We start from the raw sequence: 12,095 nt of genomic DNA, 5'->3' as shown, positions 1-12,095 counted from the left end.
CTCACTCTATTTCTAAATCTATCAAAAACGAATCTTCAAGTGCCCACACAGTTTGTCTGATTGATTGTTAAAGAACAAAAAACGACGCGCTGTTTTCACTTCACAACGGCGCGTCGTTGTGGGGGCGTATTATAGGCATTTAAGATTTCCTTGCAAGGACTTTTTTCAAAAAAGTCCAAATTTTTTTTCGATTGCAAATAATTTAAGCATCATCAAAATTATCGTCCCGTAAAAACTCTAATATTTAACATTAAATTTACAAGGCAAAACCTATTAATTTCATTATATGAAACGCACCGTTTAAAAGGCAGTTTTAGGTTGCTTTCTATAACAAGTGCGGTTATATTTTCAATACTTTTTTGCCATACCCAAAGGATGGCGACCTTACAATCAACTCGTTTTTCCACCTCTCAAACAAAGGAATACATTATGACTAACCAGTTAGATTCTCTCCGCGAATTTACCGTTGTTGTTGCCGATACCGGCGACATTGATGCCATCCGTCAATACAAACCGGAAGATGCCACCACAAACCCATCCTTAATTCTTAGTGCCGCCGCGTTGCCGCAATACGCTACCTTGATTGATGAAGCCATCGCTTACGGCAAGCAACAAAGCCAAGATAAAGCACAGCAACTGGTGGACGCGGAAGACAAATTGGCAGTCAATATCGGTTTAGAAATCTTAAAATTGGTGCCGGGTCGTGTTTCTACCGAAGTGGATGCCCGTCTTTCTTATGACACTGAAGCTACCGTTGCGAAAGCCAGAAAACTTATCGCGCTATATGAAGCGGCAGGCATCAATAAAAATCGTATCCTGATCAAAATCGCCTCCACATGGCAAGGTATCCGCGCAGCGGAAATCTTAGAAAAAGAAGGCATTAACTGCAACCTCACCTTATTATTCTCTGAAGCCCAAGCGCGTGCTTGTGCGGAAGCCGGTGTTTACTTAATCTCGCCGTTTGTAGGGCGTATTCTTGACTGGTACAAAGCCAATTCCGATAAAAAAGAATACGCGCCGGCAGAGGACCCGGGGGTGATTTCCGTGACAAAAATCTACAATTACTACAAACAATACGGCTATAAAACCGTGGTGATGGGCGCCAGTTTCCGTAATGTCGGCGAAATCATCGAATTAGCCGGCTGCGACCGTTTAACTATTGCGCCTCCGTTATTGAAAACCTTACACGAAACCCCGAACGCCGTGGTGAGAAAATTAGACTTCCAAGGCGAAGTAAAAACCAAACCGCAACCGTTAACAGAGGCAGAGTTCTATTGGCAACACAATAGCGACCCAATGGCAGTGGAAAAACTGGCAGAAGGCATTCGTAAATTCGCCGTTGACCAAGGCAAATTAGAAGATATGTTGCTGTCCAAATGGTAATGGTTCGTTAATTATGTTTTAAGCAAAAGTGCGGTGGAAATTTAAGGCGTTTTAAAAACGCCGAAAAATTTGACCGCACTTTTTTATCAGCACACCCTTTTTTCAAATTTATCCAAATCAGGAGGCACAATGTCAAATCGTCAACAACTCGCCAATGCCATTCGTTTTTTAAGTATGGACGCGGTGCAAAAAGCCAAATCCGGTCACCCGGGCGCACCTATGGGCATGGCGGATATCGCCGAAGTGTTATGGCGTGATTTTTTACATCACAACCCGACCAACCCGCAATGGGCAAACCGCGACCGTTTCGTTTTGTCCAACGGGCACGGTTCCATGCTGATTTACAGCTTATTACACCTCAGCGGCTACGATTTATCTATTGAAGATTTAAAACAATTCCGTCAATTACATTCCAAAACCCCGGGACACCCTGAATTCGGTTATGCACCGGGTGTTGAAACCACCACCGGTCCGTTGGGTCAAGGCATCACCAACGCCGTGGGAATGGCAATTGCGGAAAAAACCCTGGCAGGTCAATTTAACCGTGACGGTCACAACATCGTGGATCATCACACCTATGTATTCTTAGGTGACGGTTGCTTGATGGAAGGGATTTCCCACGAAGCCTGTTCATTAGCGGGCACCTTGGGCTTAGGCAAATTAATCGCGTTCTACGATGACAACAATATTTCCATCGATGGGCACGTTGACGGCTGGTTCACAGACGACACACAAAAACGTTTTGAGGCCTATGGCTGGCAAGTGATTCCGGCGATTGACGGTCACAACCCGGCACAAATCATTGACGCCATCAAACAAGCGCAAGCGGAAACCAATAAACCGACCTTAATTATCTGCAAAACCATTATCGGCTTCGGCTCACCGAACAAATCCAACTCCCATGACTGCCACGGCGCGCCATTAGGCGATGAAGAAATCGCCTTAACCCGCAAAGCGTTACATTGGGATTATGCGCCGTTTGAAATTCCAGCAGACATTTATGCACAATGGGATGCCAAAGCGAAAGGCGCGGAACAGGAAAAAGCCTGGAATGAAAAATTCTCCGCTTATGCCAAAGCCTATCCTGAACTGGCGGCTGAATTTACCCGCCGAATGGAGAAAAAACTGCCTGCCGACTGGGCGAAAGCATCTCAAGACTTCGTAGAACATTTACAAGCCAATCCGGCAAGTATCGCGAGCCGCAAAGCATCACAAAATGCCATTGAAGCCTACGCGAAAGTGTTACCGGAATTACTGGGCGGCTCTGCCGACTTGGCAAGCTCCAACCTGACCCTTTGGTCCGGCTCCAAACCGATTCGCGCCACCCAAAACGTTGACGGTAACTACCTCAACTACGGCGTACGTGAGTTCGGTATGGCGGCGATCATGAATGGTATCGCGCTACACGGCGGTTTCATCCCTTATGGCGCCACCTTCCTGATGTTCATGGAATATGCCCACAACGCCATCCGCATGGCGGCGTTAATGAAACAACGCTCATTGTTCGTGTTCACCCATGACTCCATCGGTTTAGGCGAGGACGGTCCGACCCACCAACCGGTTGAACAAACAGCGGCGTTACGTTTAATCCCGAACCTGAACACATGGCGCCCTTGCGACCAAGTGGAATCCGCTATCGCATGGAAAGCGGCGATTGAAAGAACCGACGGCCCGAGCGCGTTGATTTTCACTCGTCAAAACTTAGCGCAAATGGACCGCACTTCCGAGCAATTAGCCAACGTGGCACGCGGCGCTTACGTCTTAAAAGACAGTGCCGGCACGCCGGATCTGATCTTGATCGCCACCGGTTCCGAAGTGGAGTTGGCAGTGAAAGCGGCGGAACAATTAACCGCCGAAGGCAAAAAAGTGCGTGTGGTTTCCATGCCAAGTACCAACGTATTCGACAAGCAAGATGAAGCTTATCGCGAATCCGTGTTGCCAAGCGCAGTGACCAAACGTGTCGCCATTGAAGCGGGCATTTCCGACTTCTGGTATAAATACGTCGGTTTCAACGGCCGTATCGTCGGCATGCACAGCTTCGGTGAATCCGCACCGGCAGACCAATTATTCAAACTCTTTGGTTTTACCGTGGACAACGTCGTCGCCAAAGCGAAAGAAATTCTCTAATTTCTGACCGCACTTTCAACAAAAAACCACCTCACAAGAGGTGGTTTTTTTATTATGAATCATTTAATAACAAGACTAAGCTCTGACCGCAATTGCCTCAATTTCCAAACCCACATCTTTTGGCAGACGGGCAACTTCCACGCAAGAACGTGCCGGGAAATTCGGGTGATTATTCTCTTTGAAGAAACGTTCATATTCGGCATTAACCGCCGCAAAATCATTTAAATCTTTCACAAAAACCGTGGTTTTCACGATGTCGGCCACGTTTAATCCTGCTTGTTCAATAATGGCTTTCACGTTTTCCAAAGATTGACGGGCTTGTGCCACAATGTCTTTCGGCACTTCACCGGTTGCCGGATTCACCGGAATTTGTCCGGAAGTCAGAACCAAATTGCCTAAATCAACCGCTTGTACATAAGGACCAATGGCTGCCGGTGCTTTATCGGTATGAATTACTTTCGTCATTTTTTCTCCTTACTTGATTTATGTCATCGTCCGCCATTCTACGCCGAAATAAGGGGAATGTCAGTTTTAAGGCGTCTTCTAATCAAATTCGCTCGGTTCCGCGCCTACATAATCGGCAAAATCATCCCGATTAAAACCGTGTGAAAGCATATATTGCCAGATTTTTTGACGCATTTTCGGTGTTTGTTTTTCTTTATAATCCGGGAATTTTTTGCGTAGCACACCCAACGCCAGTTCGGGCCAATCGATTTCAGACTCGTTCATCACCGCCTCAATAGTCACACTTTCAACGCCTTTTAACTGACGTAATTCCTGTTTGATCCGATTAAGCCCATAACCTCGTTGAGCACGGCTATGCAAATAACTTTCCGCAAATCGTTGGTCGCTTTGCCAGTTTTTCTGCTGGCAATGCGCGATCGCCTGCTCGATTTCCTCTTCGGAAAAGGATTTCTCCTGCATTTTACAACGCAATTCAAATTCGCTGTATTCACGGCGGGAAAGTAAATTCATCACATAATTAAGGGCAAGGGTGGACATATTGTGAGTCTTGTCATTATTGAACTAACGGATAGAAAAAGTGCGGTCAAAAATGACCGCACTTTTAGCGCAGAAAATCTTATTCAAAATCGTCTTCGCGGGCTTCGTTTTCTACATCGGCAGTAATGGCTGTTTCCGGGTGCGCCAACAATTCGTCACGCAAGGTGCTTTCAATCAATTTGGCTTGCTCAGGATTGTCTTTCAACCATTTCATCGCGTTGGTTTTACCCTGACCGATTTTCTCGTTTTGGTAGGCATACCACGCGCCCGCTTTGCTGATGAGCTTGTGTTTCACGCCGAGATCAATAAGCTCGCTTTCTTTGGAGATCCCTTCACCGTACAGAATTTGGAAATCCACTTGGCGGAACGGCGGCGCCACTTTGTTTTTGACTACTTTCACGCGGGTTTCGTTACCGATCACTTCATCGCCTTCTTTGATGGAACCTACGCGACGAATATCCAAACGTACGGAAGCGTAGAATTTCAGCGCATTACCGCCGGTAGTGGTTTCCGGATTACCGAACATCACCCCGATTTTCATACGGATTTGGTTAATGAAAATGACCAAACAGTTGGCGTTTTTAATTTGGCTGGTGAGTTTACGCAACGCTTGGGACATCAAACGCGCCTGCAAGCCCATGTGAGAATCACCCATGTCGCCTTCAATTTCCGCTTTCGGTGTTAAGGCGGCAACGGAGTCAACGATAATCACATCCACCGCACCGGAACGCACCAAGGCATCACAAATTTCTAACGCCTGTTCGCCGTTATCCGGTTGGGAAACCAGAAGTTCTTTCACATCCACGCCGAGTTTAGACGCATAAATCGGGTCCAAGGCGTGTTCCGCATCAATAAAGGCGCAGGTTTTACCGGTTTTTTGCGCTTCGGCGATCACGGAAAGGGTTAAGGTGGTTTTACCGGAGGATTCCGGCCCGAAAATCTCTACGATACGCCCCATTGGCAAACCGCCGATCCCTAACGCCAAGTCAAGTCCGAAAGAGCCAGTGGAAATCGCTTCAATATCCAGTTTTTGGCTGTCGCCTAATTTCATGATGGCGCCTTTACCAAATTGTTTTTCAATTTGACCTAACGCCGCGTCGAGTGCTTTTTGTTTTTCTTCTTGAGTTGCCATTTTTCTACCTCGGGGGAAATCATTACCAAAATTCGCGCTTATAATAACTGTATCGATATACAGTATCAAGCGAAATTTTGATCTTTTTAAAAATTCTGTGACATGGCTTCCAAAACGGAATTATTTTGTCCTTTATTCCGCTTGCGCCATGATGTTTTCCATCTCTTCCTGCAACGCCAGCCAGTCCGTTTCGACTTCTTCCAGCTGTTTTTTTAGCCTCACCTGATCGCTTAAAAGTGCGGTCAGTTTTGCTTTCATTTCTGCTTCATACAAACTCGGATCCGCCAGATCCGTTTCAATTTGCTGCAATTGTGCACCCAGCTTTTCCATTTGCGTTTCCAGCTGCGTTACCTGTTTACGTAACGGCGCGAGTTGTTGGCGCAGTTCCGCTTCTTTGCGTTTTTGTTCTTTACGATTGGCGGCGGAATTTTCGTTTTCCACAGGCACGTCTTGTGCTTTTGTCGTCGGTTGAGCAGTTTGTTCGTTCAGCCATTTTTGATAATCCGCCAAATCGCCTTTAAATTCTTCCACCTGTTTATCGTGCACCAAATAGAACTCATCCACGGTATTACGCAACAAATGACGATCGTGCGACACCAACACCAACGAGCCCTGATAATCCACCAGAGCTTCCGTCAACGCCTGACGCATATCCAAATCCAAATGGTTGGTCGGCTCGTCCAGCAACAGCAAATTCGGGCGTTGCCAAACAATGAGCGCTAACACCAAACGGGCTTTTTCACCGCCGGAAAAAGAGGCAACGGGCTGATTCACTTTATCGCCATGAAAAGCAAAACCGCCCAAATAATCACGCAGTTGTTGCTCCGTTTGTTGCGGCGCGATTTTTTGTAAATGCCATAGGGCGCTTTCGTCGGCACGTAACGTATCTAATTGATGCTGCGCAAAATAGCCCAGTTGCACGCCTTTCGCCAGTTGAATGGTGCCGCCGGTAGGCGCGATTTCGCCAGCCAATAATTTAATTAAGGTGGATTTCCCGGCGCCGTTTTTGCCGAGCAAGCCGATACGCGAGCCGGGCACCAGATTGAGTTTAATTTTACGTAAAATTTCCACCGCACTTTCGCCATCCCCGTAACCGGCAGACGTATTTTCCATCATTAATAACGGATTCGGCAGGGAAAGCGGTTCGCGAAATTCAAAATGGAACGGGTTATCCACATACGCCGGTGCAATTTTTTCCATACGTTCCAATGCCTTAATGCGGCTTTGCGCCTGTTTGGCTTTGCTTGCTTTGGCTTTGAAACGATCGATATAACGTTGCAGATGGTCGATTTTCAGTTGTTGCTGACGATACATGGCGTTTTGTTGTGCCAATTTGGTCGCCCGTTGCAGTTCAAAAGAAGAATAATCGCCGGTATATTCGTTCAGCTTTTGTTGTTCAATATGCAGAATTTTGCCGACAATCGGGTCTAAAAAGTCGCGATCGTGCGAAATCAGGATCAAGGTGCCGGGATATTGCTTTAACCAACGTTCCAACCAAATCACCGCATCCAAGTCCAAGTGGTTGGTGGGTTCGTCCAACAGCAGTAAATCAGAGCGACAAATCAACGCCTGAGCCAGATTCAGTCGCATGCGCCAACCGCCGGAAAAGGCTTTCACCGGCTGAGTTAATTCCGCCTGAGAAAACCCTAAACCGTGTAATAATTCGCCGGCGCGGGCTTCAATGGTCCAAGCATCAATGGCATCCAATTGGTTGTGCAGGGAGGCGATGGCATTGCCGTCATTATCGGCATTCGCCTGTTGCAGCGCACGTTGTAAACGTCCATATTCGCGGTCGCCCTGAATCACATAATCAATGGCGCGGCAATCCAACGCAGGCGTTTCCTGATTCACCCACGCCAACGCCCAATTGGGCGGGAAAGTCACGTCGCCGCTTTCGGCGCTCATTTCATTTTTCAGCAGGGCGAATAAGGAGGATTTGCCGCAACCGTTTTTGCCCACCAAACCGACTTTTTGTCCCGGATTGATGGTGGCATTGGCATTTTCAAGAAGTGTGGTTAAGCCACGTTTTAATGTTAAATTTGTGAAAAAAAGCATTGGTTTGTGATGAATTTATTATAAGATAGCAGGTCATAAAATTACGCATTATTTTCCACTTTTTTCTTGGGGTTGCCAATGTTTGATTCTCTCGTCGTTCAATTTGTGGTGCTGTGGGCGGTTATCGATCCCATCGGCTCCATTCCTGTTTATTTAACCAAAACTGTGGGATTATCGGTGGAAGATCGCCGCAAGATCGCGTTAAAAGCCGTAATGATCTCCGCCGGCATTTTGATTTTCTTCCTGATTGCCGGGCAAGCCTTATTGGAAGCCATGCAAATCCCGCTCACCGCCTTCCAAATCGCCGGCGGGCTGGTGTTATTGCTGTTCGCGTTGACCATGATTTTCGGCGAAGGGAAAGCGGAACAGGAAATCAAACTTTCTTCCAATTTAAACGAACTGGCGGTGTATCCGTTAGCCGTGCCGTCCATTGCCTCACCCGGTGCCATGATGGCGATCGTGTTGCTTACCGACAACCACCGCTTCAGCCTGTTTGATCAAACCATGACAACCTTAATCATGCTGTCCGTGTTGGCGATTACCTATCTCCTGTTCCTCGCAGCAAACCGCATTCAGCGTTGGATCGGTAACACCGGCGCGGCGGTCATCAGCCGTGTGATGGGCTTAATTTTGGCGGCGGTTGCGATTAACAATATGCTGGTGGGGATTCGTGATTTCTTCACGCAAATGAGTTAATCGATTTCCCAAAACACCGAAAAAAATGACCGCACTTTTTGTTATCGCGTTTAAAGTGCGGTTGTTTTTTTGAAACATTCCTTCATTTAACGATAAACAGAATACTTTTATGATGAAAAAGAAAAATCAAATCCTCGTCAGCCTTTCATTGGTGGCGCTTTTAGGCGGTTGTTCGGAAGAGGAAATGCAGCGCGACGTGTATAACAGCCTGGATGACTGTCTCGCCGACTGGCAACGCCCCGAATTGTGCGAAGCGGATAAATCCGACACGGCGAATGCGCAAAATAATACCGAACCGACCACCAACGTCAGCGGCGACGAAGGACCTTCCATGGGCAGCGCCATTGCCGGCGCGGCAGCGGGTTATATGCTCGCACGCGCCATCGGCAGTTTTATGGGGCCGGCATATCATCCCGGTAACCGCGCCGTTTCCACGCCCACCGGGCAAGTGATTCAACCGCAGGGTAATCGTTCCGTGGGCAAACCCGTGTTAGTGAAAGGCGGTGCCGGCAGCGCCAACAGCAAACCGGTTTCCCGTGGCGGTTTTAGCAACAGCCATGCAAGCAGAAGTTCCGGCGGTTAAGCATGAAACGCATTACCGGTTTGCCAACCCGCCCCGACATGGCGCAACAGTTAATGGATGTGGGCTTCGATTATTACAATCTACCGTCTAGCGACGGCTCCCATTATTGGTCGGATAATGTGGCATACGAATTCACGCTGGCGGAAATCGACCGCATTGAAGACGCCACCAACGAACTGCACGCCATGTGCATGGATTTTGTCGCCGACGAAGTGAAACAGGGCGACTACCACGATTATCGCTTCAGCGAGTTGCAAAAAAAGCTGATCGAACAATCTTGGCGTGAAAACGCGCCGCACTTATACGGTCGCTTCGACTTGGGCTACGACGGCAAACAGCTCAAAATGTTTGAGTATAACGCCGACACGCCGACATCTCTGCTGGAAGCCGCCGTGGTGCAATGGCAATGGCTGGAACAGGTGGAAGGCATCCCGAATCGTGACCAATTTAACTGGATTCACGAAGAGCTCATCACCCGTTTTTCCGTGCTGCAACAGCAAAGCGGCAAGCCGCATTTTCACTTCGCCGCCATGTCCGAAGCCGGGCGGGAAGATTGGGGCAATCTGGATTATCTCGCCGATGCGGCATACAACGCAGGCTGGCACATTCACCGTTTGGCGGTGGAAGACATCGGCTACGATAACGAAACGCAGCAGTTTCTGGATCTCAACAACCAACCCATTGACATGCTGTTCAAACTGTATCCGTTGGAATGGATGACCACCGCCGACTACGCGCCGCATATGCTTAATTCCGCCACGCAATTCTTTGAACCGGCATGGAAACTGCTGCTCACCAATAAAGTGCTGCTCGCCAAATTATGGCAAAAACACCCGAATCACCCGCTATTATTGCCGAGCTATTGCAACAAACACGACCTTGTCGAGCGCAAATCCATTTGGGTGAAAAAGCCGATTCTGGGGCGCGAAGGGGCGAATGTGTTTTATTATGAGAAAAGCAACAATCTGGAATTTGCCGCCAAAGGCAGCGAACATTCCAATTTCTATGCCAATGCGGGCTACATTTATCAACAAAAATTTGAATTGCCGAATTTCGACGGCATGTACCCGGTGATCGGCTCCTGGGTGGTAGGCGATGTGGCGTGCGGCATGGGATTGCGCGAAGATTTCACTGCCGTCACCGGCAACGACAGCCACTTTGTGCCGCATTATTTCGTGGAATAAAAAACACCGAAAAAAAACACCGCACTTTTTAATCTGCATAAGAGAAAATTATGTTTCTGTTTTATATCCTCATTGCGTTAACCGCCGGCGTGGCACTAGCGTCGCAATCGGCGATTAACACCCAACTGGCAAAGGCCATGAGCGGCGAGCCGATTATCGCCACTTTCATTTCCTTTGCCGTGGGCACGCTTATCTTATTTTTCATTGCTTGGGCGAAAACGGATTTTTGGGGAAACCTAAGCACATTGCCGCAACAATCCTGGTGGAAACTCATTGGCGGGGCATTGGGCGCCTTAGTGGTGTTTACCACCGTGCTGCTCGCACCGAAAATAGGCATCACCGCCATGCTGTTTTTCATTATCGTCGGGCAATTGCTCACCGCCGCCGTTATCGATCATTTCGGTTTAATCGGCATGCCGGTGCGGGAAGTGAACCCGATTAAGCTCATCGGCTTGCTGATCGTGGCGTTCGGGCTGGTGTTTTATTTTTTCGGCGACAAGTTTATTCAGGTGTTTATCAGAGGATAGCCTGTCAAAAGTGCGGTCCTTTTTCACGATGTTTCAGGAAATTACGCCATTCCGTCAATGATAATCCCCGTTTCCGACACCTTCTTTACCGGCACTTTCGTCGCGATCTTTCAGCGCAATAATCCGCTTAATTTCGATAATTTGCTCATCGCTTAATCCGACGTTTTTGCCGAGGCGAATATGCGATTCAAATTGGCTTTGTACGCCGTCCATACTACCCAGCGCGGCAATCGTAACGATTTCGCGTTCCTGATGGGTTAAGCGGTTGTCGGAAAAAATATCACCGAATAAATGGCGTTTTAAGTAACGATCGATATGCGGCGAAAAGTCAAATAACGGACCTGCGACCTTTTGTCCCGCCAGTTCGGTTTGCACCTGTTCGCCGAGTGCCAGTAAATCCGTATCGGCAGGCAACGGTGCGGCAGCTACGCCCGCTTTGGTCGGTTTGTGTTGCGTCTGACGTGCATTGACCACGGTCATTAATGTGCTCAATGCATTCAAGCTACGCGGAAAACCGCAATAGGCATACAGTTGCTCCATGGCGCTTTTCGCCTGATTGACGGTTAGCCTATCGGCATCAAATGCCTGATTTAACTGCTTGGTTAACGTTTTCTGATCGCCCGTCGCAGTGGCAACGGCAACGGCGGCTAACGCCTGTTGAGTCGGTGTCAGAATCATAATTCCTCCTTTGTTATTACTATCGGCAAAAACTTTGGGCAAGGCGGAGACCAATGCGAAACCAGCCCAGAGTTTCAATAATGTACGACGTTTCACGAATATTCTCGACTATCCGTGTACAGCGAAATATTCCGCATCACTCACCGGCTCGCACCATTCGGTGGAAATGCCCGGTTTCGGTACCATGACGGAAATGTGGGAAAACCAGCCGTCTTTGGTGGCGCCGTGCCAGTGCTTTACGCCTGCCGGAATATCGATCACATCGCCTTCTTTTAAACGTTGCGCCGACTTGCCCGCTTCCTGATACCAACCTTCGCCTGCGGTGCAAATCAAAATCTGGTTGGCACCATGATGAATATGCCAGAAGTTGCGGCACCCGGGCTCAAAGGTCACATTCGCGACGTTCGCATCGCCGTTCGCCAATGGCGCCAAATAACTGATACCGGTGAAATAGCGGGCATAAGCGGTATTTTCTTCGCCCTGCGGAAACATTTGTTGAAAGGTAGTCTGTGTCATTTCGCTCTCCTTCTTTTAATCAATTGTTCATTTTGTATTCTATGCCTGATGGCTGAAAGGATAAAGTAGGATCCGTTCATGAGTGCGGTGAATGAAATTCAACAATAAAAACGTTTAAAAAAACGACCGCTCTTTTTCTCGCTAAAGACGGATTAAATCCGCATTTATTGTCGTTTTGGATTTTTCCATGGCGATTATTCCGCTACAATGTA

Annotated in this window: 12 protein-coding genes; 6 read left to right on the top strand and 6 right to left on the bottom strand. The window is 48.0% G+C overall.

The window, feature by feature from the left end; genetic code table 11:
• Positions 1-429 precede the first annotated feature (429 nt).
• Together tal and tkt are read left to right on the top strand one after the other, a co-directional pair.
• Positions 430-1,383 (top strand): transaldolase, encoded by a 954-nt coding sequence (gene tal, locus DK430_RS07075; protein ID WP_109078386.1) that lies wholly within the window; start codon positions 430-432, stop codon positions 1,381-1,383.
• Positions 1,384-1,512: 129 nt separating this feature from the next.
• Positions 1,513-3,510, top strand: coding sequence for a transketolase (gene tkt / locus DK430_RS07070; protein ID WP_109078385.1), 1,998 nt, complete (start codon positions 1,513-1,515; stop codon positions 3,508-3,510).
• Between the two features lie 75 nt (positions 3,511-3,585).
• Here the strand turns inward: tkt and DK430_RS07065 are convergent, their stop codons facing one another.
• The 4 genes from DK430_RS07065 to DK430_RS07050 form a co-directional block, all read right to left on the bottom strand.
• Positions 3,586-3,975 (bottom strand): RidA family protein, encoded by a 390-nt coding sequence (locus DK430_RS07065; protein ID WP_109078384.1) that lies wholly within the window; start codon positions 3,973-3,975, stop codon positions 3,586-3,588.
• A gap of 78 nt (positions 3,976-4,053) precedes the next feature.
• The gene (gene recX / locus DK430_RS07060) at positions 4,054-4,512 is read right to left on the bottom strand and encodes a recombination regulator RecX (protein WP_109078383.1); all 459 of its coding nucleotides are present in this window, start codon (positions 4,510-4,512) and stop codon (positions 4,054-4,056) included.
• A gap of 79 nt (positions 4,513-4,591) precedes the next feature.
• Positions 4,592-5,644, bottom strand: coding sequence for a recombinase RecA (gene recA / locus DK430_RS07055; RefSeq protein WP_109078382.1), 1,053 nt, complete (start codon positions 5,642-5,644; stop codon positions 4,592-4,594).
• 132 nt (positions 5,645-5,776) lie between these two features.
• On the bottom strand, positions 5,777-7,699 hold the full coding sequence (locus tag DK430_RS07050; RefSeq protein WP_109078381.1) for an ABC transporter ATP-binding protein: 1,923 nt from the start codon (positions 7,697-7,699) through the stop codon (positions 5,777-5,779).
• Positions 7,700-7,777: 78 nt separating this feature from the next.
• On the opposite strand from DK430_RS07050, the gene DK430_RS07045 reads away from it, so the two are divergent.
• The 4 genes from DK430_RS07045 (at position 7,778) to DK430_RS07030 (ending at position 10,689) form a co-directional block, all read left to right on the top strand.
• Positions 7,778-8,395: a MarC family protein gene (locus DK430_RS07045; protein WP_109078380.1), complete on the top strand. Its 618-nt coding sequence runs from the start codon at positions 7,778-7,780 to the stop codon at positions 8,393-8,395.
• Between the two features lie 112 nt (positions 8,396-8,507).
• Positions 8,508-8,978 (top strand): hypothetical protein, encoded by a 471-nt coding sequence (locus DK430_RS07040; protein ID WP_429696968.1) that lies wholly within the window; start codon positions 8,508-8,510, stop codon positions 8,976-8,978.
• A 2-nt stretch (positions 8,979-8,980) separates the two neighbouring features.
• The gene (locus tag DK430_RS07035; RefSeq protein WP_109078378.1) at positions 8,981-10,162 is read left to right on the top strand and encodes a glutathionylspermidine synthase family protein; all 1,182 of its coding nucleotides are present in this window, start codon (positions 8,981-8,983) and stop codon (positions 10,160-10,162) included.
• 50 nt (positions 10,163-10,212) lie between these two features.
• Positions 10,213-10,689, top strand: a complete 477-nt coding sequence (locus DK430_RS07030) for a DMT family transporter (protein ID WP_109078377.1) — start codon at positions 10,213-10,215, stop codon at positions 10,687-10,689.
• 54 nt (positions 10,690-10,743) lie between these two features.
• On the opposite strand, the gene DK430_RS07025 is transcribed toward DK430_RS07030, so the two are convergent.
• Positions 10,744-11,367, bottom strand: a complete 624-nt coding sequence (locus DK430_RS07025; RefSeq protein WP_109078376.1) for a carboxymuconolactone decarboxylase family protein — start codon at positions 11,365-11,367, stop codon at positions 10,744-10,746.
• 108 nt (positions 11,368-11,475) lie between these two features.
• On the bottom strand, positions 11,476-11,883 hold the full coding sequence (locus tag DK430_RS07020; RefSeq protein ID WP_109078375.1) for a cupin domain-containing protein: 408 nt from the start codon (positions 11,881-11,883) through the stop codon (positions 11,476-11,478).
• Positions 11,884-12,095: the final 212 nt, after the last annotated feature.

Source organism: Aggregatibacter kilianii, assembly GCF_003129965.1.
GTDB classification, from domain to species: Bacteria; Pseudomonadota; Gammaproteobacteria; order Enterobacterales; family Pasteurellaceae; genus Aggregatibacter; species Aggregatibacter kilianii_A.
Note: the sequence above shows the minus strand (reverse complement) of the source record. Positions and strands in the feature narration are given on the sequence as shown.

What these genes read in the sequence shown, in the direction of transcription:
- tal (WP_109078386.1), top strand. Translation starts at nt 430, where the DNA reads ATGACTAACCAGTTAGATTCTCTCCGCGAATTTACCGTTGTTGTTGCC.
- tkt (WP_109078385.1), top strand. Translation starts at nt 1,513, where the DNA reads ATGTCAAATCGTCAACAACTCGCCAATGCCATTCGTTTTTTAAGTATG.
- DK430_RS07065 (WP_109078384.1), bottom strand. Translation starts at nt 3,975, where the DNA reads ATGACGAAAGTAATTCATACCGATAAAGCACCGGCAGCCATTGGTCCT.
- recX (WP_109078383.1), bottom strand. Translation starts at nt 4,512, where the DNA reads ATGTCCACCCTTGCCCTTAATTATGTGATGAATTTACTTTCCCGCCGT.
- recA (WP_109078382.1), bottom strand. Translation starts at nt 5,644, where the DNA reads ATGGCAACTCAAGAAGAAAAACAAAAAGCACTCGACGCGGCGTTAGGT.
- DK430_RS07050 (WP_109078381.1), bottom strand. Translation starts at nt 7,699, where the DNA reads ATGCTTTTTTTCACAAATTTAACATTAAAACGTGGCTTAACCACACTT.
- DK430_RS07045 (WP_109078380.1), top strand. Translation starts at nt 7,778, where the DNA reads ATGTTTGATTCTCTCGTCGTTCAATTTGTGGTGCTGTGGGCGGTTATC.
- DK430_RS07040 (WP_429696968.1), top strand. Translation starts at nt 8,508, where the DNA reads ATGAAAAAGAAAAATCAAATCCTCGTCAGCCTTTCATTGGTGGCGCTT.
- DK430_RS07035 (WP_109078378.1), top strand. Translation starts at nt 8,981, where the DNA reads ATGAAACGCATTACCGGTTTGCCAACCCGCCCCGACATGGCGCAACAG.
- DK430_RS07030 (WP_109078377.1), top strand. Translation starts at nt 10,213, where the DNA reads ATGTTTCTGTTTTATATCCTCATTGCGTTAACCGCCGGCGTGGCACTA.
- DK430_RS07025 (WP_109078376.1), bottom strand. Translation starts at nt 11,367, where the DNA reads ATGATTCTGACACCGACTCAACAGGCGTTAGCCGCCGTTGCCGTTGCC.
- DK430_RS07020 (WP_109078375.1), bottom strand. Translation starts at nt 11,883, where the DNA reads ATGACACAGACTACCTTTCAACAAATGTTTCCGCAGGGCGAAGAAAAT.